The sequence below is a fragment of the Sphingomonas oligophenolica genome, assembly GCF_039522915.1.
Taxonomy (GTDB): Bacteria; Pseudomonadota; Alphaproteobacteria; order Sphingomonadales; family Sphingomonadaceae; genus Sphingomonas; species Sphingomonas oligophenolica.
On sequence record NZ_BAAAEH010000021.1, the window covers coordinates 70,637 to 94,033 of the forward strand.

The window sequence follows — 23,397 nt, forward strand, 5'->3', positions numbered from 1 at the left end:
AGGGGGACTTTTAATCCGCGCGGCGGACGTAAGTCTGCTCATAGACATCGACCACGATCCGCGTGCCGGCGCCGATATGCGGCGGCACCATTACGCGCACGCCATTTTCGAGGATCGCCGGCTTGTAGCTGGAGGAGGCCGTCTGGCCCTTCACCACTGCATCCGCTTCGACGATCAGCGCCTCGATCTGGTCGGGGAGCTGCACCGAAATCGGGCGCTCCTCCCAGAGCTCCATGACCACGTCCATGCCGTCCTGCAGGAAAGCGGCGGCATCGCCGAGCAGATCGGCCGGGAGCGTGATCTGCTCGTAATTGACCTTGTCCATGAAGGTCAGCTGGTCGCCCTCGCGGAAGAGGAACTGGAAATCGGTCGTCTCGAGCCGCACCTTCTCGAGGCTCTCGGCCGAGCGGAAGCGGACATTGTTCTTGCGGCCGTCGATGAGGTTCTTCATCTCGACCTGCATATAGGCGCCGCCCTTGCCGGGCTGGGTGTGCTGGATTTTCACCGCGCGCCAGATGCCGCCTTCATATTCGAGGATATTGCCGGGACGAATCTCGACCGCGTTGATCTTCATGGGGTGCCTGTATCTGGAAAGAGCGAAGGGGCGCGCTTTAACGAGAGGAGGGCTTCCCGGCAAGGTAGGGATAGGGATCGACATCCTCGCCCTGATACCAATGCTGATCGGGCGTGGTGCGGGTCAGCCCGAAATGGAGATGGAAATTGCCTGCGCCGGCATCGCCGGTATCGCCGACAAAGCCGAGTAGATCGCCGGTCTTCACCACCTGCCCTTCATGCAGGCCCGGCGCATAACCCGAGAGATGGGCATAATAATAGGTCCAGTCACGATTGGGCGACCGGATATAGATGGTCGTGCCGCCGGCCGCGCTGTTCCACAATTTCTCGACGGTGCCGGGCGCCGCGGCGCTGACCGGCGTGCCGCCCGGCGCCATGATGTCAGTGCCGTGATGGCTGCGCAAACCGTTCTCGCGGGGATCGCCCCAGCTGTCGCTGATCGACGACCGGGCGACTCCCGCGACGGGGACGGCGAGCAAGGGCCCGCCCGCGCCCCCCAGCCGATGCGAGGAGCTTGTGGTGGTGGTCGACGTCATTGTCGTCACCCTGCCCGGCCCGGTTCCCGATTGCGGCGCATCGGGCAGCGTCCGGCCGAACAGCACCAGCGCCACATAGGCGCCGGCGATCAGGCAGATCACCGTCAGAAAGGCATAGCCGAGGCGCCGCAGGACAATCATTCCTGGAAGATCGCCGGCGTGCCGATCTTCACCATCAGCGACAGGCGGGCCGCGTCCCAGTTGGTCAGGCGGATGCAGCCATGGCTTTCTGCGCGGCCGATCGTGCTCGGCTCCGGCGTGCCGTGAATGCCGTAATGCGGGATGTTCAGATCAAGCCAGACCACGCCGACCGGTCCGTTGGGTCCGGCAGGCAGCTTTGCCGCTTTCGCACTGCTCTTCGCGTCCCAGAACAGGTCGGGGTTATAGTTGAAGGTCGGATTATAGCTCGCGCCCTGGATCTTCCAGGCGCCGAGCGGCAGCGGATCATGCGTGCTGCCCATCGTAGCCTGGAATTGCGCGACGAGCTTGTCGTCCTTGTCGAGCACGCGCAAAACCTGATCCGACTTGTCGACCACGATCTTCACGCCCTGGGGCTGGTTGGCGTCGACGTTGAGATCGGACAGCGTCTTGCGCCAGGTGGCGGGCAGCTTCGGATCATAAGCGCGCGAGTCCGGCAGCGCGTTGGGAAACACGACAGGCGACCCGGCCGCGAGCCGGGTCTCGGGGCTGTTGAGCGCGAGCAGCACCTGTGGCGTGGTATGGAACATCTCGGCCAGCTTCTCCATCGGCGAGCGATAGCCGAGCGCCGGCAGCTTGGCTTGTTCCTGCGGATCCTTGGGGAACGGATTCACATAGGGCCCGGCAAGCGCATCCGCGGTCAGCGCCAGCGTGCGGGTGGGGCGCCACGCGGCATAGGGATGGAGAGCGAGCAGAGTCGGCTGATCGATCTTGCCGGTCCGCTCCAACCCGCGCGACTCCTGAAAGCCCTTGAGCGCGGCGACGAGGGACTTGCCCTGATGGCCGTAAAGGACGCCCGGCGAGAAGCCGAGATGATCGAGGATCACCTGGACATGAAGGATGTTGCGATCGACCGTTTGCGTCGCGGCAGCATTGGTTCCCTCTGCCCGCGCACTAACGGGACCAAGGGTGCAAAGCGCCAGACAGGCTGAGGCGAGGGCTGTTTTCTTCGTCAAATCAAATTCCTAACTATCAGTCCATGCATTCAACGATAGACGAACGGCTTGTTTCCACGCCGCAACGAGCTGAGGGCCCTATGCTGTCGCGCCGCGCGCTGATCGGCGGCGCGGTCGCGGGCGGCGCTGCGCTCGCCTTTCCGATGCCCGCGAGGGCGATGGGTGGGGCGATGGGCGGCGAATGGCGCCTCGCGATCCGCAACGTCCACACCAACGAGAGCGTCGATGCCCTGTTCGCGCGCAACGGGCGCTTCGTGCCCGAGGGCCTCGCCGAGCTGAATCACGGCCTGCGCGACTGGCGCACCGGCGAGACGATGGCGATGGACCACCACCTGCTCGCCTTGCTGGTGGCGCTGCGCGAAAAGCTCGATCTCAGCGGCAGGACTCAGATCGGCCTGATCTCGGGCTATCGCTCGCCCAGGACCAACGCGGCGCTGCGCGCCGCCGGCGGTTCGCATACCGGCGTCGCGAGCCAGAGCCAACATATGCTCGGCAAGGCGACCGACATCATGGTGCCCGGCGTGTCGCTCGCGCGGCTTCACGGCGCGGCGCTCGCGCTGGGCGGCGGCGGGGTCGGCTATTATCCGCGCGACGGCTTCGTCCATGTCGACAGCGGGCCGGTGCGCCGCTGGTGATCTGACCGCCGCAGCGCTGGACAGAGGGGGGCGGCTTCGCCACACTCCCCATCCGTGCGCAAGATCTTCGCCGACGCCGAAAGCGTCCTTGGCTCCCCGGTCCGAAATCTCGTCTCCGTCCTGATCTTCGTCGGGACGGTCGTGGTGGTCGCGACCCTGGCCTATATGGCCGCCGGCTGGAGCCTCACCGACGCCTTCTACATGGTGCTGCTCACCGTCTATTCGGTCGGCTATCGCGAGATCCGGCCGATCGACACGACCTATCTCCATGCCGTCACCGTCAGCACCATGATCCTCGGCTGCACCGGCATGATCCTGCTGACCAGCGCGCTGGTCCAGGTAATGACCGTCCTGCAACTCAGACAGATATTGGGAGCGAACCGAATGCAGAGCCGCATCGACAAGCTGTCGGGCCACGCGATCATCTGCGGCTATGGGCGGATCGGGGTGATGCTGGCGCGCGACCTGGCGGCGGCGGGCATGCCGCTGGTGATCATCGAGCGCGATGCCGCCCGGCTCGCCGAGATCGAGGCGGCGGGGCATTTGTATATCACTGGCGACGCGACCGAGGAGGAGGTGCTGCTCGGCGCCGGGATCGAGCGGGCCCGGGTGCTGGCGACCGTGCTGCCGGATGACGCAGCCAATGTCTTCATCACGCTCAGCGCGCACAACCTCAACCTCAAGCTCGAGATCATCGCGCGCGGCGAGGCGCCGACCACTGAGCGCAAGCTGCTCCGCGCCGGGGCGCATCAGGTGGTGATGCCGACTCATATCGGCGCCGAGCGGATCGCGCGGATGATCCTGTTTCCGGCGAGCGCCGACCTCGCCGCCGATGGCCGGCTCGACGAGGCCCGGCGCGACCTTGGCGAACTCGGCCTCGACCTCGAACTGGTGATCGCCCGGGAGGGCGCTGCCATGTCGAGCCTCACCGTCGGCGATGCCGAGCGGCAGGGCGGCGGTGCCTTCTTCATCGTCCAGATCAAGCGAAACGGCGAGGCGATCGCCCGGCCGGCAAGCGACGAGCAGATTCAGGTCGGTGACGAAGTGATGGTGCTGGTCCGCGATTCGGGCGCGACCGCGCGAAAATTGTTCACCACCAGGGCCGACAACCGGGTCGGCCGCGCCCGTTACTGATCAGCGCTCCGCGAGCACCGCCGCGAACGCCTTGACCGCAGCCGCCTCGTCCCCGCCCCAGACCGCGCTCGACGCGGCGATGAAATCCGCCCCCGCCTTGACCAGCGGCGCTGCATTGGCCGGCGTGATCCCGCCGATCGCGACGCAGGGGATTTCGAACAGGGTCGACCACCAGCTCAGGATCACCGGCTCGGGCCGATGGCTGACCTCCTTGGTCGTGGTCGGATAGAAGCTGCCGAACGCGACATAGTCGGCACCCGCCTCGCCCGCTTCCATCGCGAGGTGGCGGCTGTCGTGGCAGGTGACGCCGATCTGCGCCGCCGGGCCGAGCTCGGCGCGCGCCTCGCGCGGGTCGCCATCATCCTGGCCGAGATGAACGCCGTCAGCCCCGAGCCGCTTGGCGAGCGCGATGCTGTCATTGACGATGAACGCCACCTCGCGCTCGGCGCAGAGCGCGCGGAGCGGTTCGCCGAGGCGCACCGCCTCATGCTGGTCGATGCCCTTCAGCCGCAGCTGGAACGCAGCGACCGGCCCGGCATCGAACGCGCGCGCGAGCCGGGCGGCGAAGTCGCCGGTCACGTCGAGCGGGGAAACGAGATAGAGCTGGCAGGGCGGCCGGCGGATGTCGCGGGTAAACTGCTCGGCGAAATCCGATTCAAGCGGGTCGAGGCGATCGTCGTCTGTCATGCCGGCGCGCCTAGCACGGCCAGCAGGAATCCATCCCATTTCTTTGCGCCGACCGTCTGCACCGCCGTCGCGCTCAGCCGCGGCTCGGCGGCGACCGCCTCGAACAGCGCACGGGTGCCCTGGATGCGGGGATCGTCGCTGGCCGCATCGAGCACCCCGCCCTCGCGGACGACATTATCGACGATGATCGCCGTGCCCGGCCTGCCGAGCGCGATCGCGGCGCCCAGATAGGCGACATTGCCCGGCTTGTCGGCGTCGATGAAGATCAGGTCGAACGGCCCCTCGCCGGCCGCGATCATTGCGTCGAGCGTCGCGATCGCCGGCCCGACCCGGACTTCGACCCGGTCGGCCAGCCCGGCACGGGCGATATTGCCCCGGGCAACCTCGGCATGGTGCGGCTCAAGCTCGAGCGTCACCAGCTGGCCGCCCTCGGGCAGCGCCCGCGCCAGCCAGATCGTCGAATAGCCGCCGAGCGTGCCGACCTCGAGGATTCGCTTCGCGCCGGCGATGCGCGCGAACAGGTGGAGCATCTTGCCCTGCGCCGCCGAGACGTCGATCGCCGGCAGGCCACCCGCCGCGTTGGCGGCAAGCGCCGCGTCGAGCGCCGCGTCAGGCCCGAGCAGGTGCGCGCCGATATAATCGTCGACCGCGATCCAGGTCGGGTCGCTCATCGGCGCACCCCGCTGATCGGCCTGGTCTGCGCGCCGCTGTCGAAGGAGGCGATCAGCGGCCGGCCCTTGCCGATCGCCTCGCGCACCGCGGGGAGCGCCAGCGATGCCTGGTGCGCTTCCCTGCTTTCCCAGATCTCGGTGACCCAGAGCGCGTCGGCATCGGCAAGGTCCTCGGCGACGATATAGCTGATGCAGCCTGGCATTCCCCCGGATCCGCCGGCGAGGATCGCCGCAAGCGCGTCCCGCTGCCCGGCAATTGCCTTGATCCGCCCGATCGTACCGAACATCGCCCCATCTCCCGCCGTGGCGTCTCCCGTCATCGCCGCAGCAGCCCTGCCGATCACCGCGATCGCAACCGCGCCGCCGACAAGCCCGCGCCGGCCAATGACGGGCGGCTGGCTCACTCCTCGCCCTTGTAGATCCTCACCAGCTTGGCGAGCATCGCCAATGCCTCGTCGCGCGGCCGCTGGAAGGTGTTGCGGCCGATGATCGAGCCGTTGCCGCCGCCGTCGCGAATGTCGCGCGCGTCCTGATAGACGGCGTCCTCGCCCTTGGCGGCGCCGCCCGAAAACACCACGATCCGCCGGCCCGCGAAGCTCGACTGAACGACATGCTTCACCCGGTCCGATTGCTTCGACCAGTCAGTGCCCTCGTACAACGGCTTGGCTTCCTTCTGCTCGATATGGTCGCTGGGCAGCTTCACCTTGATGATGTGCGCGCCGAGCAGGGCGGCCATGTGCGCGGCATAGGCGCCGACATCGAGCGCGAGCTCGCCCGACTTGGGCAGGATGCCGCCGCGCGGATAGGACCAGATGACCGTCGCGATGCCGACCGACTTCGCCTCGGCCGACATGTCGCGGATCTGGCCGATCATGTCGTTCAGATGATCCGAGCCGGGATAGATGGTGAAGCCGATCGCCGAGCAGCCGAGCCGGAGCGCGTCCTCGACGCTGCCGGTGACTGCCTGGTTGGCGCCCTGCGCCCAGCTGTTCGAGCTGTTGACCTTGAGGATGGTCGGCACCTGGCCGGCAAAGGTGCCGGCGCCGGCCTCGATCATGCCGAGCGGGGCGGCGAAGGCGGAGAGGCCGGCGTCGATCGCGAGCTGCCAGTGATAATGCGGATCATAGGCCGGCGGGTTGACCGCGAAGCTGCGCGCCGGGCCGTGCTCGAAGCCCTGGTCGACGGGCAGGATGATCAGCTTGCCGGTGCCGCCGAGATGGCCCTGCATCAGGATGCGCGCGAGGTTCGCCTTAACGCCGGGATTGTCCGACTCGTAGTTTGCGAGAATGGCCTTGACCTGCGGCGTCATCGTGATTCCCTCGGCGCTGAAGTGATATGATGCCGGGCTGTTAGCGGGCGATGGCGCAAGGGGCAACAATGCGCCGCAGCGCGTTGCGACCTGCCCCGGAAGCTGGCATCCAATCACCAGCCGGAGCCAGCCGATGCCGACATCCCTCTACGATCTCAGCGTGCCGACCTTCCTGCAGACCGTGCAGGCCATCGGCGGCTTTCTCGGCCGTGCCGCCGCGCATTTCGAGGAGACGGGCGTCGATCCCGACAGCGTCGTAAACGAGCGCCTTTTCGGCGACATGGCCCCCTTTCATTTTCAGATCGAAGCGGCATGGCACCATAGCGTCTGGGGAGTGAAGGCGCTGAAGACCGGCGTCTTCACCCCGCCCGGTCTGGTCGGGCCGGTCCCCTTCGCTGAGCTGCAGGCCATGATCGCCAGGGCGGAAACGGCGCTGGAGGCGTTCACCGCGGACGAGGTCAACACTTGGGCGGGCAAGGAGCTGAATCTTCAGATCGGCCCGCGGATGCTCGCCTTCACGTCGGAGACCTTCATCCTCTCCTTCTCGCTGCCGCACTTCCATTTCCACGCCGTCACCGCCTACGACATCCTGCGCTCGCGGGGCGTTCCCCTCGGCAAGCGCGACTATGAGGGCCGGCTGCGGACCAGGCCGGCATAGAGGGGTCCCGGAGGAGGCACCGACCAAGGTCGCGGTTCCGGAGCCCGCCGCGAGGGCATAGGCTGGGCGGCCGCTCTATTGCCCGCGCTCGATTTTTCCGCACCTTCCACCCACTGTCAGGGAGTGATCCGAATGGACCTGGACCGCCGAGACCTGCTCCTCGCCGCCGCATCGACCGCACTCCTGTCGAGCGGCATCGCCCACGCCGCGCCGGACCGCCCGCTCGGCTATGCCATTGTCGGGCTCGGCATGTACGGGCTCGGGGTGATCATTCCGCAATTCGCCAATTGCGCGCACAGCCGGCTGGCTGCCGTGGTGAGCGGGGACCCGGCCAAGGCGCGCCGCGTCGCCGCCGAGCACGGGCTGCCGGAGAGCGCGATCTATTCCTACGAGACCTTCGACCGGATCCGCGACAATCCCGACGTCGACATCGTCTATGTCTGCCTGCCCAATTCGATGCACGCCGAATATGTCATCCGCGCCGCCCGCGCCGGCAAGCATGTGATGTGCGAGAAGCCGATGGCAGTCTCGGCGGCCGAATGCGTGCGGATGATCGCTGCGTGCAAGGCAGCCAACCGCAAGCTGATGATCGGCTATCGCTGCCATTTCGAGCCGTTCAACCTCGAGGCGATGCGGCTGGCGCGCAGCGGTGCTGCGGGCAGGATCCGCTATGTCCGCTCCGAGCACGGCTTCATCCAGGGCGATCCGTCGAAATGGCGCCTCAGGCGCGCGCTTTCCGGCGGCGGCTCGCTGATGGACATGGGCATCTACGCGCTCCAGGCCGCGCGCTACATGACCGGCGAGGAGCCGGTCGCCGTGCAGGCGCTCGAATCGACTGACCGCACCGATCCGCGCTTCCACGAGGTGGAGGACCAGATCGACTGGCAGCTCCTCTTCCCCTCGGGCGCGGTGGCGGGCTGCAAATCCATGTACAGCGCCAACCAGAACCATATCATCGCGGTCGGCGACAAGGGCCGGATCGAGCTCGAGCCCGCGACCCGCTATGACGGCAACCATCTGTGGACCGGCCGCGACGGGCGCGAGCACGAGACCACCAGCCCGCCGCCCGGGCCGGGCAGGACCCAGTTCGCCGGCCAGCTCGATCACCTCGCCGAGTGCATCGCCAGCGGGCGCGAGCCGATCGTCTCGGGCGAGGAGGGCCTGCGCGACCTGCGGATCATCGAGGCGATCTACCGCTCGGCGCGCGAAGGCCGGAGGATCGAGCTGTGAAGCGCCTCCTGCCCCCCACCCTCCTGTCCGCCACCCTCCTGTCCGCCGCGCTCCTGCTGTCTTCGGCGGCCGCGGCGCAGACCGCGGGTGCTCCTGCCCTCCCCGACCCCACCGGCTACGCCTCGGCGGCGGAGATCAAGGCGCAGGTCGAGGCGATGCGCCAGGCACTGAAGCCCGGCCAGGGCTTCATGTGGCGCCCCCTGGTCCGCGGCGGCGACGCGGTGGCGGCGCTCGAATATTGGACCAGGCCCGGCAAGCCCGCCGCGCACCCGGGCCAGGCCGAATATGTCATGGTCGTCGCGGGCGAGGGCACCATGGTGTCGGGCGGCCGGCTGGTCGATCCCGCGACGACCAACCCGACGCTGATCGAGGGAAGCCGGATCGAGGGCGGCACCACGCGGTCGCTGCATCCCGGCGATGTGTTCCTGGTGCCGGCGGGGACGCCGCATTGGTTCGGGATCAGCGGCGAGCGGCTTGTGCTGCTCGGGACGAAGATCGCTCAGGCGGGGCGGTGATTGGGTTCGGGCTGGGGCAGCGGCGGTGATATTGTCCAGCGCGTCCGTATCGTGCACCGTGAGGATGATCGCCCAGCGGCGCTTCAAATGGTCTCTGCCAGCGTCCGAAGGCCGCGCGGGGCTTCGGCAGGGGGGATCCTTTGAGGTGGGGATATAGGGGGACGCCAGGGTGGCAGCGAGGGCGCGCTCAATTGCGTTTACGCCGTAGTCCATGCGGAAAAAAGATGCGCTGCGGCCATAATACGGTCAATCCGAAATAAGTTTCTCCGCCTTCTCCAGAAATCCAAATGCTCGATGACATATCTTAATAGATATTAAAACATATATCAATACAATAGCTGAACAAACCAATGGCAACCAGCACGTCTGGTATTTTTGACACAGCTGAATCGCGATAAAGAATCCCATTGACACCACCATAAAGATAATCGTTCCGCTATTGTCAGATTTTACCTCTATAATCATCATTTCTTTTAGGTCGCTTAGGTCGCTCTCGAAGTCTAAATCTTGGCAGGTAATTTTTAGGCGACGACGGGTCAGCAAAAAACCGAAAAATCCGTGAAATACGGCAACGAGCGGAAACCACTGCCAGACTAGAGGATCAGAGCCCGGTAGCAGCGTTGCAAAGAGTACGAAATTTGCCAAGCCCATCGCTAACGGCCAGAGAGCATCGCCGACGGACAAGCGCGCCGACCCACAGAATATTGAGCGCGCGTTCCATGTTGTCAGCGATATCATTGTTATGCAGAATCCAGCTATCAAAAACCCAATTCTGGGAAGGAAGCTAGAACCGCCGTCCTTTACGATGGGTATTAAAGAACCACCAGCAAAAGCTAGCGCGCCACTCGTACTCGCGAAGCCCAGTTGCGAGTAATTTATAAACACAAAGTCACGCAAACGAGACTGGACCGCTAGTTTCGTCAGGCGCATCGATTCCCCCCCATGCATCGTTGCATAATCATTCTGGTCTGTAGGCCTCCGCCCCCTAACTCGGCCATGGTATCACCTACTGCAGCAAGGCAAAAGCGGGTTCTGCCCAACCTCCGGAATCGGCCGACTTTGGCCGATCCTCAAGATACTTTTGAAATAATTTTGGAAACCCGGTGAAGACTCGCTGACGGTACAGTTATTTCTGCCACTGCGTAATTCTCGCGCAAATCTGCGCTAATTAAGTGCACCGTCCCCGAGATCTAACCCGACATTGATCGAGGGAAGCCGGATCGAGGGCGGCACCACGCGGTCGCTGCATCCCGGCGATGTGTTCCCGGTGCCGGCGGGGACGCCGCATTGGTTCGGGATTACCGGCGAACGGCTTGTGCTGCTCGGGACGAAGATCGCTCAGGCGGGGCGGTGATTGCGATGCCGGGTCAGCGCCGGAGCTGCTCGCCCAGGCGGTGCATTTCGTGCGCTATGTCATAGGGGATGCGCTGTTCGCCGCCGCCCGTCATGCCCGACCACAATACCGGGCCGCCCGCGCGGTGGGCCCACATCATGATCGCCGGGCGGCCGTTCCAGATGATGAGCATCGAGTCGAGCCCGACCGCGTCAGGGCGTGGGCTGGCGCCCCGATAGACCTCGACGTCGCTCAGCTGCTCGGCCTCGGACACCATCACCGCGCTGGTGGCGCTGGCGAGCGGACCATAGACCGGGTTGCCGGTGACGTTGTGCACCTGCCTGACCACAAGCACCGGTGCCGCCGGCCGCCCGATCACGGCAAAGGCAAGGCCGGCCCCCAGTGCCAGCCCCAGCGCGACCAGCACGAGGATTGCCGGACGAACGCGGTTTCCAGACGCCATGACCGGTGCCTGGGCCGGCCGCTCGACCATCAGGCGATAGCCGCGCTTTGCCACCGTCTCGATATAACGGGGGCTGCGGGCATCGTCTTCGAGCGCCTGGCGCAAGTCGCTGATGACGACCGGAACGCTGTTGGGGCTGATGGCGCGGCCGTTCCAGACCTGCGCCACGATGTCCTCGGTCGTCACGATCTCGCCCGGGCGACTGCAGAGGAGCTCGAGCGTAACCGCGGCGCGATGCTCGAGACGGCGGCGTTCGCCATCGTCGCGGCGCAATTCATTGGCGCCGGGCTCGAACGTCCAGGCACCGATCATGTGTCTCGTCATCTGGAACTCACAACCGCCCTCGCTCCACCCGGTTTTTTTTGCACGTCCCCGGCCCGATTAAAAGCATTGCGGGGCAGGGCGCGGCCCGGGTTAGAAGAAATTGATTCTTTCCTTATTCGCCTTCGCCGCGACCCTTCTTCCACAGCGGCACGAAGAGGCCGGACCATGCACGGGCACCGGCGGGAAAGAGGATGTTCGATGCAGACCGGAGAGATGGTGCGGCGGCTGGGTCAGCCGGGCGGTGGGGTGGCGTTCCTTGGCATAGCCGCGATCCTGTACGGCATTGCCTGTTTCCTGCAGGGTGACTTCGCCATCCTGTGGCAGCCGGTGCCGGAGGGCCTGCCCTTCCGGCAGCCGCTCGCCTATCTGTCGGCGGGGCTGCTCGTCACCGGCGGCGCGGGCCTGCTGGTCGCGCGCACCGTTCGGCCGGCGGCGATGATCCTGCTGCTTCTCTTCGCGCTTTATGATGCCTGCTATCTGCTGAAACTGGTCGGCCCGCCCGCCAACCCGGCAGCCTTGCTTGGCCTTGCCGAGCAATCGTCCGTGGTGGCCGGCAGCTGGGCGATCCTGCTCCGGATGCGCGCGGGCGGATCGGCGGGCGCGACGACGGCGCGCATTGCGTTCGGCATCTGCTCGCTTGTCTTCGCGCTCGCCCATTTCTCCGGGCTCAAGCTTACCGCCAGCATGGTCCCGGAATGGATGCCCGGCGGCCAGCTTTTCTGGGCACTCGCGACGGGTGTGGGGCATCTCGCCGTCGGCCTGAGCCTGATCGCGAACCGGCTTGCGGTGCCGGCAACGCGGCTCGGCGCACTGATGTACGTCTGCTTCGCGCTGCTCGCATGGCTGCCGGGAGCGGTCACGCACCCGACGGAGTGGCTGCGCTGGGCGGGCGCCGCCATCAGCCTGTGCATGGCGGCTGCCCTGTGGCTCGTCGGCGATCTGCTGTCCGCGCGCAACGCGGAGATCTGACTGGGGAGCCGACACGAAAAGGGCCGGCGCTCGCACGCCGGCCCTTCCCGTCGCTCCCGCGGCTCGTGAACCAGCCGGGCAAGGACCGCGCTCAGCCCCTCGCCCGAACGCGCGTGCGCATCGGTTCGGGAAGCCCAGACATCATTCGGCAAGCGCTGCCTCTTCGATGACCGCGGCGACTTCCTGCGCATGGACCACGAGCGAGGCATGGCTGCCGGCAACCTCGCTTGTCCTGGCTTTGATCCTGGCCGCGAAGAACCGCTGCGCCTCGGGCGCGATCACCTTGTCCTGCGTGCTGATCACATAGAAGGTCGGTTTGTTGTGCCAGGCTGCGACATCGACCGGCGCCTCGAACGCGATATGGTTCAGCGGAAGCTGCGTGTTGGCGAGGTGTTCGGCGATCTGCGGGGGAAGGTCGGCCGCCACCGCTGACGGAAATATCTTGGGATCGATATAGAGGTCGCCCTTCGCGTCCGGATGGATCGCCGCGCCGCCTTCGGTCGCCGGGCCGGCCTTCGCCAGCGCGGCCAGGGATTCGCCCATATCGGGCGCGAAGGCCGAGACATAGACGAGCGCCGAGACCTTGGGATCGTCCCCTGCCTGGGTGATGACCACCCCGCCCCATGAATGGCCGACGAGAACGGTCTTGCCCTTCTGCCTGGCGAGCGCCTGCTTCGTTGCATCGACATCGGCCGCGAGCGAGGTGAGCGGATTTTCGACAAGCGTTACGGTGTAGCCCTTCTCCTTGAGGATGGCTGCGACCGGCTGCCAGCTCGACTGGTCGACGAAAGCCCCGTGCACGAGAACGATATTGTGCGCCGCGCCCCTGGGCAGAGGCGCCGGCTTGGCCGAAGCGGCAAACGCCGTTCCCGCCATGAGCACGGTTGTGGCCGAGAGGAGGAAAGTTTTCATTGAATATTCCTGTCGCTGAGTCGGACGATACAGGTCCGGGGAAGGAGCAGGGTCCGGCCAGGTCGCGGTTCCCCCATCCGCCCAGCGCGCAATGGTCTTCCACACGACATGTCGCCCCGCCGCCGCACGCCCTAGTCCCGGGTTTTTCCACACGATAGGACCCGATCGTCCGTATATTGTGTCCGATCGTCCATGCGATTAGCCTCGCGCACATGGACATCCTCGCCGAAGTGCTCGATCGAGTCCGCCTGGGCGGAACCCTGCTCTTCCACTTCGAGCTCGGGCACCCCTGGAACCTGGCGCTGCCGGCGCGCCCCTACGCCCTGTTCCACTATCTCAGCCGCGGCTCGGCGACGCTGGCGTTCGAAGCCGGACCGGAGCTCCCGATGACCGCGGGCGATTTCGTCGTCGTCACGCGCGGCGAGCCGCATGTGCTGTTTTCGGATCGTGCGACGAAGCCCCTGCCGATTCCCGACATCGATCGATTGCCCGGGCGCCTCGGCATGGTGCGCCACGGCGGCGATGCGCAGCCGCTCGCGACGATGATCTGCGGCAATTTCACCGTTGCGCTGCCGTCGCGCGGCAGCGTGCTTGAATTGCTGCCGCCCGTGCTTGTCCTCAAGCCGGCGGAAGACGGCGGATGGCTCGAGGCGATCCTGCAACGCATGGTGAGCGAGTCGGCGCTCGCACGCCCGGGCCAGGCCGTCGCGCTCTCGCGGCTTACCGAGGTCCTTTTCGTCGAGGTGCTGCGAAGCTGGATCGCGTCGCTCGGCCCCGGAGAAGGCGGCTGGCTCGGGGCGATGGCTGATCCGCATATCGGGCCTGCCCTTCAGCTGATCCACGAACACCCGGCCCGGCCCTGGACACTATCCGGCCTCGGACACCGCGTCGGGCTCGGCCGCTCGGCCTTTTCGGCGCGCTTCACCCGGCTCGTCGGCCAGCCGATGCAGGGCTATCTGATCGCGCGCCGGATGGCCGAGGCTGCGTTCCTGCTGGAGACGACCGACGATGGCGTGGCGCGGATCGCGAGCCGGGTCGGGTACGAGACGGCGACCGCCTTTTCGAAGCTGTTCCGGCGGCATCATGGGCTGTCGCCCGGGCGTTACCGGGCGGTTCGACGGGGGGACCATGGGCGAGGGGCGGGGGAGGTTGCGGAGGCGGAAGTTGCAGTGTGATCCCCAAGATAGGACGTGCCTATGGCGGCACTCGGGCGTAATAGGGTCAATCCGCCTCGGAGGTCAGGACGCAACATGTTCGTTCCTCGCCACGGCCTGGTCCTGTCGCTCGCCGCGCTCATCGCGAGCAACACCGGCACGGCCGCGCAAACGCCGCGAATAAGCAGACCGAGGCCCGCACCTCCGTCGGTATCCGCCATGCCTGCGCTGCCCCCCGCGATCATCGATGACACGCTCGCGATCGGCGGACAGGATTTGAAGGCGCGGGAGGTTGAGACGCGCCTCTCCGTCGAAGTGCAGATCAACGGCCACGGTCCATACCGGTTCATCGTCGACAGCGGCGCCGACACCTCGGTCGTCGGGTTGCGCATCGTGCGCGACCTTCAACTGCCGCTCGGCACGCCCGTCGTTCTGAACGGCATGACCGAGCGCAGCATTGTCGATCGCGTGAAGGTCGACAGCCTGATGCTGGGCCCGACGACCGTCGAAAACCTGCAGCTGCCCGCACTCAGCGAAGGCGATGTCGGTGGCCAGGGCATGATCGGCATCGATGCGCTTGTCCGGCAGCGCATCATGATGGATTTCGACAAACGGCAGATCAAGGTCGAGGACGCAACCAGGCCGCCGAAAGCCCTGCCCGATGAAGTCGTTGTCATCGCGCATCGGAGCCGGGGCCAGCTCATTCTGACCCATGTCACGGCAGGCTCATTATCGCTCGACGCGGTGATCGATACCGGCGCGGAGATGACGATCGGGAACCCGATCCTCCGCGACAAGCTTGTCCGACGTCATCAAAAGTTCGAGCAAGTGAAGGCGCTCGGCGTAACCGGCAAGGAGATCGACCTGCAGGTCGCGGTGATACCGGAGCTTCAGATCGGCGGGATTCTCATCCGGAACCTGCCGGTCGCCTTTGCTGACCTGCCCCCGTTCCACATATTCGGGATCGCCGACGAGCCGGCCTTGTTTCTCGGAACCGATGTTCTTCAAACATTCCGCAAGGTCTCGCTCGACTTCCGGGCCCGCAAAGTCCGATTCCAGCTGAGGCGCTGCTCGCCGGCAGGTTTCGTGGTTCAGACATGGGGCAGTTACGGCCGCACGCGATTGTCATCGGCCGACACGAATCTGTGTGCTCAGTGAAGGACAATCCTCAATTCATTGGAATTACATGGGGTAATCCCAGCCATAGCTGACTCGCGATCTCGTAGATCATCAGCAGGATTAGCGCGGTTAGGAACGGGATCACGACGAAATCGAACACGGCACCCGAAATGCTCCGGGGCCCGCGGCCGCTCGAGGAATCTTCCCGGGTTTCAAGGCGTGCGGGTGGCATAGTCCCTCCAGATCACAGAGCGGATGACAGACAATGGCGAATGACGACGATCAGTCGTCGTCATCGTCATCACGATGCCAGCGGCCGTGCTCAGCATGCTCATGGCGCCAATGTTCCTGCCGCGCGCGTTCCCGCTCCCAACGCTCATGTTGCTCCCAGCGGCGGCGGGCCTCCCAGGCCTCGTCCTGGTCCTCATAGGGATTGTAGCGCGGCTGCTCATATCGGCGGTCGTAGCGATCATGATAGCCGGGCGAGCCGAAGCTCAGCGTCACCCCGCCATAGGTTTGCGCCGATGCGGCGGGGAGAAAGACAACGAGCGATGCGGTCGACAAAGCTGCCGCGATGGCAAAACGACGAATCATCTTTATTTTCCTTTTTGCTGGCGGTGCCGGATCAGCGGCAATTGGAGCGCTCGATGGCGCGACCGGCGAGGGCGCCGCCGCCGGCACCCAGGATCAGGCCGGTCGTGCTCGGCTCGTTGTACCGGCCGCCACGGCCGATTTCCCGGCCGAGCAGTCCGCCCAGCACGGCACCGACAACAGCGCCGGTGGTGCCCGACGTGCAGCGCCGGCCCTGGTGATATTGCCGGCGGCGCGAGTCATCCTGATAGCCATAGGCCCGGCCGTAGCCATCATCGGCGTAGCCGCGATCATACCCGCGGTTGTACCGCTCATATTGGGCGCGGCGCTGTTCCGCCTGATAGCGCCGATACGCGTCCTGCCGCCGCTCATACTGATACTGGTCGTCCCGGGCGTAGCGCCCGTCGCCGTCATCATCGCGGTCATGGCTGTAGGTCTGGCGATAGCCGTCCCGGCCATAATCCTGCGCTGATGCCGGAACGGCGCCGAAACCGGCGATCGCCACACCGGCGAGCGCGACTGAGCTGAGGAATTTCTTGATCACATCTGGTCTCCCTCCAGGGATTTACCCTGCGATGGAGCCGTTCTGGGCCGATCGCCGTGGCGGGAGACTGAACGCGAAAGTTATGCGTGGTTCACGAACATCGGCAACCCGCAATCTTCGTGGCTGCCCGCATTCTTCGCCGTCACCGCCCTTCCCGCGCCGGAATTCCGCTGACAGTTTGCTTTCGATCCGTATATAATTGATTTATAACAATAATTATCAAAACGTCGCGCCATCCAAAATGTCAGCAACCCTCATGACATTCCCAACACCCCACCGCGATTCAACCCCGACCCCACCCGCGCTATCCACGGCGCCATGGTCGACAAACCCGATTTCGCCGCCGAGGCCCACGCCATGTGCCGCCTCGGCGCCACCGAAGCGGAGCGGGCCAAGGCCGCGGCGGCCGGCATGCCTGAAGAGATGGCAGGCCCCAGCCAGTCACCAGGTCAGCCGGGGCCGTCGAAAACCCATCCTGGCCCAGGCAATCATGATCCTGATCATGAACCTCGCAGGGTAAGCCTCGTAGATCGGCAAGCCGTCGGGGAGCGGCCGGTCCGCAGGGCGGTCCTTCGCCATGAGGCCCATTTCGACCGGTGGCGCGTCCTGGCTCAATCGATCCCGATAGAGCGTCAGCCAGTGCCCGCGGGTGAAATCGAGCACCATCGGCGCGTTGCAGCACGCCGCCACGAGGCGCCGCGTGGCGGACTCCTCAGTGAGGCGATGCTCCTGCAACTGCTCTCCTCCTCGGGTGACCCGCACCCGATCCTTGCGGAAAAGGCAGTAATCGGTGCCCCCGTCGCTGCGAAGAACGGGGGGCGCTCCCCGGGCCTGCTCGAACCGGCGCGCCGCTGCCTGGCAACTTGTGCAGTAGCAGGCCGCGCTCAGGATCGGCTCGCCGGTCGCCTCGAGCATCACCTGGCCGCAGCTGCAGGAGGAGCGATAGGCGGTCTTCATGCTCATCGGCTGCCGAGCACCATGCGATTTCCCTCGCTGTCCCGGAATTCGGCTATCGTGCGGCCGGGCTGCCAGGGTGGTGCATGCGGTTCGGTGAGGATCTCGACGCCCGCGGCGCGCAGCGCGTCGACCGTCGCGGCGACGTCATCGTCGACCAGGACGAGGACCGGATCGTCGGATGATCCCTCCCGGGCGCGGATGAAATGCAGCCTGGTCTCGCTGCCCGTGAAGGCGAGTTCGATCCAGTGCCAGCCGCCACCGCCCATCGGCACGTCAGCGGCGACCGTGCAGCCGAGATGGTCGGCATAGAAACGCTTTGCCCGGCCCTGATCGCGCACCGGCAGCTCGGCAAATTGTACATGCATTTCGCACCCTCGTTTAAGTGGACTCACGAGTCCAGTTTCCGCAAACTAGACTCGCCAGTTTGATCGTGTCAACCGGGAGCGATCGAGGATGATTCGACGATGATGGGAAACGACACCGCCAATGGCCGGCCCGCCAGAGAGGGCGGCCGCACGGCGCGAAAGCGCAGGGCGATCCTGGAGGCCGGGGCGGTGATCTTCCTGCGGGACGGCTATCTCGGCGCCAATGTGGACGAGATCGCGATGCTGGCGGACGTCTCGAAACAGACGGTCTACAAGCAGTTCGTCAGCAAGGAGGCCTTGTTCCTCGAGATCGTGTCGAGGCTGACCAATGCGGGCAGCGACGCAGTGCATGGCGACATTCCCGAGCTGGCGCCGGGCGGGGATCTGCGCGGCTTCCTGGAAGACTATGCCTGTCGGCAGCTCGATATCGTGCTGACGCCGAGGCTCATGCAATTGCGCCGCGTGGTGATCGGCGAGGTCGGCCGCTTTCCCGAACTGGGCAAGGCCCTTTACGAAAGCGGGCCGAAGCGGGCGATGGAGGCGATGGCCGCGATGTTCGAGCGCCTTGGCCAAGGCGGGCTTCTGCTGATCGACGATTACGCCGTCGCGGCATCGCACTTCAACTGGCTGGTGATGTCGCAGCCGTTGAACCAGGCGATGCTCCTCGGCGATGCCGGCATACCGGCGCCGGCGGCCCTGCGCCGTCATGCCGCCGACTGCGTCGACATGTTCCTGGCCGCCTATGGCAGGAAGTAAAGCCGCAGCCGAACGCGGCAATGGCGGCGTTCGCGTGCCTGGGGCGAAGGCTAATGCGCACCATGTTTCGCTGCCATATGGCGCTTCCACCGCAATCTCAGCTCGCCCGGCCGGCACCCGTTGCGCTCGTCGAGAAATGCGGCGGCGACGATGCGGTCAGTGCGGAAATGCCTGAAGTCCCGGCGCAGCTCGCACCAGGCGGCCAGCATGCGCACCGCATCGAAATAGCCGACGATCACCGGCCACAGCACCCGCTCGCTCGTCTCGCCCTGTTCGTTGCGATAGGTGATCCGGATCTTGCGCCCGGCATGAATCCAGGCCCGGGTCCGGGCGATGTCGATGCCGTCCGGGGCCATCGACCACCCCGGCCGCGTGCCGGCGGCGGGCTCGGCGATGAAGGGACGCAGGCGTTCCGGCACCACGCTGGTGATCTTGGCGATCAGGTCGCGCGCGGCGGTGGCGAGCACCGGGTCGCCCCGCCCCGCCACCCATTGCGCGCCGAGCACCACGGCCTCGATCTCGTCGGGCGTGAGCATCAGCGGCGGCATGTCGAAATCGCCGTCGAGCACATAGCCGAGCCCGGCCTCGCCGCGGATCGGGACTCGCTGGCCGATCAGATCGGCAATGTCGCGGTAGATCGTCCGCTTCGAGGTTTCGAGTTCGGCCGCGATGCTGTCGGCCGTGACCGGGCGGGGCGAGCGCCGCATGATCTGGATGATCTGAAACAGGCGGTCGGCGCGGCGCATGGCAATTCCCTGCTGACATCATGCTGTCAGCAGCGCTGGTTTACAAGCCTCGCCATCACCAACCGCCCCCGCTTCGGGGGGCCATCCCGTGAGGAACCCAGTGATGATCACGCTCTACCATGCCCCCCAATCCCGCTCGTCGCGGATCATCTGGCTGCTCGAGGAGCTCGGCATCGACTATCGGATCCAGCCGGTGTCGATCTTCAGGCCGATGAGCGGCACCGGATCGCCCGACCCGGCCAACCCCCATCCCGACAAGCAGGTGCCGGCGATCGACCATGACGGCGTGGTGGTGGCCGAATCGGTCGCGATCGTCCTGTACCTGACTGACGCCTTTCCCGAGGCCGGGCTGGGCGCGCCGGTCGGCGACCCGCGGCGCGGCGACTATCTCACCTGGATCACCTGGTATGCAGCGGCGATGGAGCCGGCGATGTTCGCGGCAATGGGCGGCGAGCTGGAGGGCGCGCCGATGAAGCAGCGCGGCTATGACGCGGTCGTGAAGCGGGTCGAAACCGCCCTGGCGCGCGGGCCCTGGCTGATGGGCGAGTCGTTCTCGGCGGTCGACCTGCTCGTCGGCAGCGCGCTCAACTTCGCGCGCAAGGCCTTCCCGGAGAGCGAGGCGATCGATGACTTTGTCGCGCGCTGCAAGGCGCGGCCGGCGGCGCTCCGCGCCGTTGACCTCGATGACGTGTCGGGCCTTCAGCGCGCTGCGTGAGCCGAGCGGGAACCGGTGCGGCCCCCTTGACCCGGGCCGCACCGCGTTCCAGTCTCCCGCACCTGGGGGGACACGTGATGGCGCGCCGATTCTCGCGATTGTTCAAGGCATTGGGGCTCGGCGCGGGCGCGCTGATGCTGATCGGCGCCAAGCCTCCCGCGGTCGGCGACGTGGCGCCCGACTTCCAGCTGACGCTGGTCGACGGCACCAAGGTCTCGCTCGCCGATCTGCGCGGCAAGGTGGTGGTGCTGAACTTCTGGGCGACCTGGTGCGTGCCGTGCCGCACGGAATTGCCGACGCTCGATGCTTATTACCAGGCCCAGCAAAAGGCGGGCCTGCGCGTCTTCGCCATCACGACCGAGGATTCGCTGCCGCTCTACCAGCTGAAAAAGCTGTTCGCGGTGATGCACATCTCCGCCGTGCGCAAGATGCGCGGCAACTACGACACATTGGGCGGCGTGCCGACCAACTTCGTCATCGATCGCTCCGGCCGCATCCGCTATGCCAAGGCGAACGCGTTCGATCTCGACGACCTCAACCGGCTCCTGATTCCGCTGTTGCGCGAGCCGGCGCCGGCAGGGACCAGCGCCAGCTGATCGCCGGCGCTCTATCGCGCCAGCGCCGCGACCCCGGGCAATTCCTTGCCCTCCATCCATTCGAGGAACGCGCCGCCGGCAGTCGAGACGAAGGTGAAATCGTCGCCGACGCCGGCCTGGTTGAGCGCGGCCACGGTATCGCCGCCGCCGGCGACCGAGACGAGCGAGCCGTCCCGGGTGAGCGCCGCCGCGGTGCGGGCGAGCGCGACGGTGGCCGTGTCGAAGGGCGGCGTCTCGAAGGCGCCGAGCGGGCCGTTCCAGACCAGGGTGCGGCAATTCTTGAGGACGTCGGCCAGCGCCTCGACCGCGGCCGGGCCGACATCGAGGATCATCTCGTCGGCCGCGACCTCATGGACATTGACCGTTCGCACCGGCGGATTGGCGCGGAATTCCTTCGCGACGACCACGTCATAGGGCAAATGGATCGTGCAGTTCGCCCGCTCGGCCGCCTCGAAGATTTCCTCCGCGGTGCCGGTAAGTTCATGTTCGCACAGCGACTTGCCGACATCGACGCCCCGCGCGGCGAGGAAGGTGTTGGCCATGCCGCCGCCGATGATCAGGTGATCGACCTTCGCGACGAGGTGCTTGAGCACGTCGAGCTTGGTCGAGACCTTGGCGCCGCCGACCACCGCCGCGACCGGATGCTCGGGATTGCCGAGCGCCTTGTCGAGCGCGGTCAGCTCGGCCTCCATCGCGCGGCCGGCATAGGCCGGAAGCAGATGGGCGAGGCCCTCGGTCGAAGCATGGGCGCGGTGCGCGGCGGAGAAGGCGTCGTTGACGTAGAGGTCGCCGAGCTTCGCCATGTCGGCGGCGAGGGCGGGATCATTCTTCTCTTCGCCGGCATGGAAGCGGGTGTTCTCGAGGATGGCGATATCGCCTGCCTTCAAGGTCGCGATCGAGTCGGCCGCTTCGTCGCCGACGCAATCGCCGATGAAGCGCACCGGGCGGCCGAGCACCTGTTCATAAGGCTTCGTCACCAGCGCAAGCGACATTGCCGGGTCGCGCTTGCCCTTGGGGCGGCCGAAATGGGCGAGGATCAGCACGATCGCGCCCTTGTCGGCGAGCTCGGTGACGGTGGGCAGAGTCGCGCGGAAGCGGGTTGCGTCAGTCACCTCGCCGTCCGCCATCGGCACGTTGAGATCCTCGCGCACCAGCACGCGCTTGCCGGCGATATCGCCGAGATCGTCGAGCGTCTTGAAGGCCTTGGTCATTCTTCCACCCTGATTATATCGCCGATGCGGACCGTACCGCCGCTGATCACCCGCGCCAGCGCGCCGCCGCGCCAGTCCGGCGTCAGCGCGGCTTTCAGCCCGGGCTCGATTTCCTCCATGCGGCTGCACGGATCGCATTCGACCATGATCTCGAGCACGACCTCGTCGCCGATCCGCACCACCGCGCCTGCCTGCTGCGGCAGATCGAGCCCTTCGACCAGCAGGTTCGCGCGCCGTACCGACCAGTGATGATCGACGCCGAGCTCGGCCATCGCCGCATCCCAGTCGCCGCGCTCGATCAGCGAAACCTGGCGCTTCGCCTGCCGGCCCGGCTTGACCGCGCCGCGGAAATCGCCGGCAAGGCCGCTCTCGGCCGAAACATGGACATGGTCGAGCACTTCCATCGGGGCGCGGGGAAAGGCGTGGCGGGCGATGCCGGCCAACCTTCCCGTCGCCCCGACCCCGGTCATCAGATGAACGCCGCCATCGCGCCGGCGGTGTCGACCATGCGGTTCGAGAAGCCCCATTCATTGTCGTACCAGCTGACCACGCGGACCAGCTTGCCGTCGAGCACCGCCGTCTCGAGGCTGTCGACGGTCGAGCTGGCGGCGGTGTGCATCAGGTCGATCGAGACCAGGGGCTCGTCGGTATAGTCGAGGATGCCCTTCAAAGGCCCGCTCTCGGACGCCGCCTTGAGGATCGCGTTGATCTCTTCCTTGGTCGTGTCGCGCTTCGGCGTGAAGGTAAGGTCGATCAACGAGACGTCGGGCACCGGTACGCGGATCGCCGAGCCGTCGAGCTTGCCCTTCAGTTCGGGCAGCACCTCGCCGACCGCGCGGGCGGCGCCGGTGGTGGTCGGGATCATCGACATGGCGGCGGCGCGGGCGCGGCGCAGATCGGGGTGGATCTGGTCGAGGATCTTCTGGTCGTTGGTATAGGCATGAACCGTGGTCATCAGGCCGCGCTCGATGCCGACACTGTCGTTGAGCACCTTGGCGACCGGCGCAAGGCAGTTGGTCGTGCACGAGGCGTTCGAGACGATATTGTGGCCGGCCTCGAGCTTGTCGTTATTGACGCCGAACACCACCGTCAGGTCGACGCCCTTGGCCGGGGCCGAGATCAGCACTTTCTTCGCGCCGGCGTCGATATGCTTCTGCGCGCTTTCGCGATCGGTGAAGAAGCCGGTGCATTCGAGCACGATGTCGACGCCGAGCTCGGCGTGCGGGAGGTTGGCCGGATCGCGCTCGGCGGTGACGCGGATTCGCTTGCCGTCGACGACGAGGTCCTGACCCTCGGCCGAGACCTTGCCGGGATATTTGCCGTGGACGCTGTCGCGGCTGAACAGCCAGGCGTTGGACTTGGCATCGGCGAGATCGTTGATCGCGACGAGCTCCATGCCGGTATCGCCGCGCTCGAGCATCGCCCGCGCGACGAGGCGCCCGATCCGCCCGAATCCGTTGATCGCTACCTTCACCGTCATCGCAAATCTCCCCTCGCGAATGCCGGCGCGGCGCGAAACGCGCGAAAAGCGAGCCGGCGA

The 23,397-nt window shown here is 66.2% G+C and carries 30 protein-coding genes; 12 read left to right on the plus strand and 18 right to left on the minus strand.

What is annotated here, in order from left to right; genetic code table 11:
- Nucleotides 1-10: 10 nt before the first annotated feature.
- Genes efp through ABD050_RS11035 form a run of 3 tightly spaced genes read right to left on the minus strand, consistent with a single transcriptional unit; the run spans nucleotide 11 to nucleotide 2,263 of the window.
- Nucleotides 11-574, minus strand: a complete 564-nt coding sequence (efp, locus tag ABD050_RS11025; protein ID WP_343889381.1) for an elongation factor P — start codon at nucleotides 572-574, stop codon at nucleotides 11-13.
- Between the two features lie 37 nt (nucleotides 575-611).
- Nucleotides 612-1,241, minus strand: coding sequence for a M23 family metallopeptidase (locus ABD050_RS11030; protein ID WP_425542442.1), 630 nt, complete (start codon nucleotides 1,239-1,241; stop codon nucleotides 612-614).
- A 5-nt stretch (nucleotides 1,242-1,246) separates the two neighbouring features.
- Nucleotides 1,247-2,263, minus strand: coding sequence for a L,D-transpeptidase family protein (locus ABD050_RS11035; protein WP_343889383.1), 1,017 nt, complete (start codon nucleotides 2,261-2,263; stop codon nucleotides 1,247-1,249).
- A gap of 80 nt (nucleotides 2,264-2,343) precedes the next feature.
- Here ABD050_RS11035 and ABD050_RS11040 point away from each other — a divergent pair, with 80 nt between their 5' ends.
- Together ABD050_RS11040 and ABD050_RS11045 are read left to right on the plus strand one after the other, a co-directional pair.
- Complete coding sequence (locus ABD050_RS11040; RefSeq protein WP_343889385.1) at nucleotides 2,344-2,898, plus strand: peptidoglycan L,D-endopeptidase MepK; 555 nt, start codon at nucleotides 2,344-2,346, stop codon at nucleotides 2,896-2,898.
- Nucleotides 2,899-2,952: 54 nt separating this feature from the next.
- Nucleotides 2,953-4,032, plus strand: coding sequence for a potassium channel family protein (locus tag ABD050_RS11045; RefSeq protein WP_343889386.1), 1,080 nt, complete (start codon nucleotides 2,953-2,955; stop codon nucleotides 4,030-4,032).
- Here the strand turns inward: ABD050_RS11045 and thiE are convergent, their stop codons facing one another.
- Genes thiE through ABD050_RS11065 form a run of 4 tightly spaced genes read right to left on the minus strand, consistent with a single transcriptional unit; the run spans nucleotide 4,033 to nucleotide 6,699 of the window.
- A complete protein-coding gene (gene thiE, locus ABD050_RS11050) occupies nucleotides 4,033-4,719 on the minus strand; it encodes a thiamine phosphate synthase (protein WP_343889388.1) in 687 nt (228 codons plus the stop codon). It abuts the gene before it with no gap.
- Nucleotides 4,716-5,390: an O-methyltransferase gene (locus ABD050_RS11055; protein WP_343889389.1), complete on the minus strand. Its 675-nt coding sequence runs from the start codon at nucleotides 5,388-5,390 to the stop codon at nucleotides 4,716-4,718. The genes thiE and ABD050_RS11055 overlap by 4 nt, the downstream gene beginning before the upstream one ends.
- Nucleotides 5,387-5,794, minus strand: a complete 408-nt coding sequence (locus tag ABD050_RS11060; RefSeq protein ID WP_343889390.1) for a putative quinol monooxygenase — start codon at nucleotides 5,792-5,794, stop codon at nucleotides 5,387-5,389. Before ABD050_RS11060 ends, ABD050_RS11055 begins: the two co-directional genes overlap by 4 nt.
- Entirely contained in the window at nucleotides 5,791-6,699 is a 909-nt protein-coding gene (locus ABD050_RS11065; RefSeq protein WP_343889391.1) for a class I fructose-bisphosphate aldolase, read from the minus strand. The genes ABD050_RS11060 and ABD050_RS11065 overlap by 4 nt, the downstream gene beginning before the upstream one ends.
- A 133-nt stretch (nucleotides 6,700-6,832) precedes the next feature.
- Here ABD050_RS11065 and ABD050_RS11070 point away from each other — a divergent pair, with 133 nt between their 5' ends.
- From ABD050_RS11070 to ABD050_RS11080, 3 genes are all read left to right on the plus strand, one after another.
- Entirely contained in the window at nucleotides 6,833-7,357 is a 525-nt protein-coding gene (locus ABD050_RS11070; protein ID WP_343889392.1) for a DUF1993 domain-containing protein, read from the plus strand.
- Nucleotides 7,358-7,489: 132 nt separating this feature from the next.
- Nucleotides 7,490-8,587, plus strand: a complete 1,098-nt coding sequence (locus ABD050_RS11075; protein WP_343889393.1) for a Gfo/Idh/MocA family protein — start codon at nucleotides 7,490-7,492, stop codon at nucleotides 8,585-8,587.
- Nucleotides 8,584-9,102 carry a cupin domain-containing protein gene (locus tag ABD050_RS11080; RefSeq protein WP_343889394.1) on the plus strand — a complete coding sequence of 173 codons (519 nt, stop codon included), beginning with the start codon at nucleotides 8,584-8,586 and terminating at the stop codon, nucleotides 9,100-9,102. Before ABD050_RS11075 ends, ABD050_RS11080 begins: the two co-directional genes overlap by 4 nt.
- A 246-nt stretch (nucleotides 9,103-9,348) precedes the next feature.
- Here ABD050_RS11080 and ABD050_RS11085 read toward each other — a convergent pair whose 3' ends face one another.
- Nucleotides 9,349-10,032, minus strand: a complete 684-nt coding sequence (locus tag ABD050_RS11085; protein WP_343889395.1) for a hypothetical protein — start codon at nucleotides 10,030-10,032, stop codon at nucleotides 9,349-9,351.
- A gap of 271 nt (nucleotides 10,033-10,303) precedes the next feature.
- Between ABD050_RS11085 and ABD050_RS11090 the strand changes: the two genes are divergently transcribed.
- A complete protein-coding gene (locus ABD050_RS11090; RefSeq protein ID WP_343889396.1) occupies nucleotides 10,304-10,456 on the plus strand; it encodes a hypothetical protein in 153 nt (50 codons plus the stop codon).
- Nucleotides 10,457-10,469: 13 nt separating this feature from the next.
- Here the strand turns inward: ABD050_RS11090 and ABD050_RS11095 are convergent, their stop codons facing one another.
- Nucleotides 10,470-11,222, minus strand: a complete 753-nt coding sequence (locus tag ABD050_RS11095) for a winged helix-turn-helix domain-containing protein (RefSeq protein ID WP_343889397.1) — start codon at nucleotides 11,220-11,222, stop codon at nucleotides 10,470-10,472.
- Nucleotides 11,223-11,420: 198 nt separating this feature from the next.
- Here ABD050_RS11095 and ABD050_RS11100 point away from each other — a divergent pair, with 198 nt between their 5' ends.
- On the plus strand, nucleotides 11,421-12,191 hold the full coding sequence (locus ABD050_RS11100) for a hypothetical protein (protein WP_343889398.1): 771 nt from the start codon (nucleotides 11,421-11,423) through the stop codon (nucleotides 12,189-12,191).
- A gap of 141 nt (nucleotides 12,192-12,332) precedes the next feature.
- Here the strand turns inward: ABD050_RS11100 and ABD050_RS11105 are convergent, their stop codons facing one another.
- Entirely contained in the window at nucleotides 12,333-13,103 is a 771-nt protein-coding gene (locus ABD050_RS11105; protein ID WP_343889399.1) for an alpha/beta fold hydrolase, read from the minus strand.
- Between the two features lie 212 nt (nucleotides 13,104-13,315).
- Here ABD050_RS11105 and ABD050_RS11110 point away from each other — a divergent pair, with 212 nt between their 5' ends.
- Nucleotides 13,316-14,278 (plus strand): AraC family transcriptional regulator, encoded by a 963-nt coding sequence (locus ABD050_RS11110; protein WP_343889400.1) that lies wholly within the window; start codon nucleotides 13,316-13,318, stop codon nucleotides 14,276-14,278.
- Between the two features lie 21 nt (nucleotides 14,279-14,299).
- A complete protein-coding gene (locus ABD050_RS11115) occupies nucleotides 14,300-15,415 on the plus strand; it encodes an aspartyl protease family protein (protein WP_343889401.1) in 1,116 nt (371 codons plus the stop codon).
- 243 nt (nucleotides 15,416-15,658) lie between these two features.
- On the opposite strand, the gene ABD050_RS11120 is transcribed toward ABD050_RS11115, so the two are convergent.
- The 4 genes from ABD050_RS11120 to ABD050_RS11135 form a co-directional block, all read right to left on the minus strand.
- Complete coding sequence (locus ABD050_RS11120; protein ID WP_343889402.1) at nucleotides 15,659-15,970, minus strand: hypothetical protein; 312 nt, start codon at nucleotides 15,968-15,970, stop codon at nucleotides 15,659-15,661.
- A gap of 31 nt (nucleotides 15,971-16,001) precedes the next feature.
- A complete protein-coding gene (locus tag ABD050_RS11125) occupies nucleotides 16,002-16,511 on the minus strand; it encodes a hypothetical protein (RefSeq protein WP_343889403.1) in 510 nt (169 codons plus the stop codon).
- 441 nt (nucleotides 16,512-16,952) lie between these two features.
- A complete protein-coding gene (locus ABD050_RS11130) occupies nucleotides 16,953-17,474 on the minus strand; it encodes a GFA family protein (protein WP_343889404.1) in 522 nt (173 codons plus the stop codon).
- Entirely contained in the window at nucleotides 17,471-17,833 is a 363-nt protein-coding gene (locus ABD050_RS11135) for a VOC family protein (protein WP_343889405.1), read from the minus strand. Before ABD050_RS11135 ends, ABD050_RS11130 begins: the two co-directional genes overlap by 4 nt.
- Before the next feature lie 99 nt (nucleotides 17,834-17,932).
- On the opposite strand from ABD050_RS11135, the gene ABD050_RS11140 reads away from it, so the two are divergent.
- Complete coding sequence (locus tag ABD050_RS11140; protein ID WP_343889406.1) at nucleotides 17,933-18,589, plus strand: TetR/AcrR family transcriptional regulator; 657 nt, start codon at nucleotides 17,933-17,935, stop codon at nucleotides 18,587-18,589.
- Between the two features lie 50 nt (nucleotides 18,590-18,639).
- On the opposite strand, the gene ABD050_RS11145 is transcribed toward ABD050_RS11140, so the two are convergent.
- The gene (locus tag ABD050_RS11145) at nucleotides 18,640-19,335 is read right to left on the minus strand and encodes a helix-turn-helix transcriptional regulator (RefSeq protein ID WP_343889407.1); all 696 of its coding nucleotides are present in this window, start codon (nucleotides 19,333-19,335) and stop codon (nucleotides 18,640-18,642) included.
- Between the two features lie 103 nt (nucleotides 19,336-19,438).
- On the opposite strand from ABD050_RS11145, the gene ABD050_RS11150 reads away from it, so the two are divergent.
- Entirely contained in the window at nucleotides 19,439-20,050 is a 612-nt protein-coding gene (locus ABD050_RS11150) for a glutathione S-transferase family protein (protein ID WP_343889408.1), read from the plus strand.
- Nucleotides 20,051-20,127: 77 nt separating this feature from the next.
- Nucleotides 20,128-20,646, plus strand: a complete 519-nt coding sequence (locus tag ABD050_RS11155) for a TlpA family protein disulfide reductase (protein WP_425542438.1) — start codon at nucleotides 20,128-20,130, stop codon at nucleotides 20,644-20,646.
- An 11-nt stretch (nucleotides 20,647-20,657) separates the two neighbouring features.
- Here ABD050_RS11155 and ABD050_RS11160 read toward each other — a convergent pair whose 3' ends face one another.
- The 3 genes from ABD050_RS11160 to gap are packed head-to-tail and all read right to left on the minus strand — an operon-like array spanning nucleotide 20,658 to nucleotide 23,337.
- On the minus strand, nucleotides 20,658-21,857 hold the full coding sequence (locus ABD050_RS11160) for a phosphoglycerate kinase (protein ID WP_343889409.1): 1,200 nt from the start codon (nucleotides 21,855-21,857) through the stop codon (nucleotides 20,658-20,660).
- The gene (locus tag ABD050_RS11165; RefSeq protein WP_343889410.1) at nucleotides 21,854-22,327 is read right to left on the minus strand and encodes an MOSC domain-containing protein; all 474 of its coding nucleotides are present in this window, start codon (nucleotides 22,325-22,327) and stop codon (nucleotides 21,854-21,856) included. The genes ABD050_RS11160 and ABD050_RS11165 overlap by 4 nt, the downstream gene beginning before the upstream one ends.
- Nucleotides 22,327-23,337, minus strand: coding sequence for a type I glyceraldehyde-3-phosphate dehydrogenase (gene gap / locus ABD050_RS11170; RefSeq protein WP_343889411.1), 1,011 nt, complete (start codon nucleotides 23,335-23,337; stop codon nucleotides 22,327-22,329). Before gap ends, ABD050_RS11165 begins: the two co-directional genes overlap by 1 nt.
- Between the last annotated feature and the right edge of the window lie 60 nt (nucleotides 23,338-23,397).

Excerpts from the sequence above, each read along its gene's own strand:
- efp (WP_343889381.1), bottom strand. The coding sequence starts at position 574 with ATGAAGATCAACGCGGTCGAGATTCGTCCCGGCAATATCCTCGAATAT.
- ABD050_RS11040 (WP_343889385.1), top strand. The coding sequence starts at position 2,344 with ATGCTGTCGCGCCGCGCGCTGATCGGCGGCGCGGTCGCGGGCGGCGCT.
- thiE (WP_343889388.1), bottom strand. The coding sequence starts at position 4,719 with ATGACAGACGACGATCGCCTCGACCCGCTTGAATCGGATTTCGCCGAG.
- ABD050_RS11055 (WP_343889389.1), bottom strand. The coding sequence starts at position 5,390 with ATGAGCGACCCGACCTGGATCGCGGTCGACGATTATATCGGCGCGCAC.
- ABD050_RS11065 (WP_343889391.1), bottom strand. The coding sequence starts at position 6,699 with ATGACGCCGCAGGTCAAGGCCATTCTCGCAAACTACGAGTCGGACAAT.
- ABD050_RS11070 (WP_343889392.1), top strand. The coding sequence starts at position 6,833 with ATGCCGACATCCCTCTACGATCTCAGCGTGCCGACCTTCCTGCAGACC.
- ABD050_RS11075 (WP_343889393.1), top strand. The coding sequence starts at position 7,490 with ATGGACCTGGACCGCCGAGACCTGCTCCTCGCCGCCGCATCGACCGCA.
- ABD050_RS11085 (WP_343889395.1), bottom strand. The coding sequence starts at position 10,032 with ATGCGCCTGACGAAACTAGCGGTCCAGTCTCGTTTGCGTGACTTTGTG.
- ABD050_RS11095 (WP_343889397.1), bottom strand. The coding sequence starts at position 11,222 with ATGACGAGACACATGATCGGTGCCTGGACGTTCGAGCCCGGCGCCAAT.
- ABD050_RS11100 (WP_343889398.1), top strand. The coding sequence starts at position 11,421 with ATGCAGACCGGAGAGATGGTGCGGCGGCTGGGTCAGCCGGGCGGTGGG.
- ABD050_RS11105 (WP_343889399.1), bottom strand. The coding sequence starts at position 13,103 with ATGAAAACTTTCCTCCTCTCGGCCACAACCGTGCTCATGGCGGGAACG.
- ABD050_RS11110 (WP_343889400.1), top strand. The coding sequence starts at position 13,316 with ATGGACATCCTCGCCGAAGTGCTCGATCGAGTCCGCCTGGGCGGAACC.
- ABD050_RS11115 (WP_343889401.1), top strand. The coding sequence starts at position 14,300 with ATGGCGGCACTCGGGCGTAATAGGGTCAATCCGCCTCGGAGGTCAGGA.
- ABD050_RS11120 (WP_343889402.1), bottom strand. The coding sequence starts at position 15,970 with ATGATTCGTCGTTTTGCCATCGCGGCAGCTTTGTCGACCGCATCGCTC.
- ABD050_RS11130 (WP_343889404.1), bottom strand. The coding sequence starts at position 17,474 with ATGAGCATGAAGACCGCCTATCGCTCCTCCTGCAGCTGCGGCCAGGTG.
- ABD050_RS11135 (WP_343889405.1), bottom strand. The coding sequence starts at position 17,833 with ATGCATGTACAATTTGCCGAGCTGCCGGTGCGCGATCAGGGCCGGGCA.
- ABD050_RS11140 (WP_343889406.1), top strand. The coding sequence starts at position 17,933 with ATGATGGGAAACGACACCGCCAATGGCCGGCCCGCCAGAGAGGGCGGC.
- ABD050_RS11145 (WP_343889407.1), bottom strand. The coding sequence starts at position 19,335 with ATGCGCCGCGCCGACCGCCTGTTTCAGATCATCCAGATCATGCGGCGC.
- ABD050_RS11150 (WP_343889408.1), top strand. The coding sequence starts at position 19,439 with ATGATCACGCTCTACCATGCCCCCCAATCCCGCTCGTCGCGGATCATC.
- ABD050_RS11155 (WP_425542438.1), top strand. The coding sequence starts at position 20,128 with ATGGCGCGCCGATTCTCGCGATTGTTCAAGGCATTGGGGCTCGGCGCG.
- ABD050_RS11160 (WP_343889409.1), bottom strand. The coding sequence starts at position 21,857 with ATGACCAAGGCCTTCAAGACGCTCGACGATCTCGGCGATATCGCCGGC.
- ABD050_RS11165 (WP_343889410.1), bottom strand. The coding sequence starts at position 22,327 with ATGACCGGGGTCGGGGCGACGGGAAGGTTGGCCGGCATCGCCCGCCAC.
- gap (WP_343889411.1), bottom strand. The coding sequence starts at position 23,337 with ATGACGGTGAAGGTAGCGATCAACGGATTCGGGCGGATCGGGCGCCTC.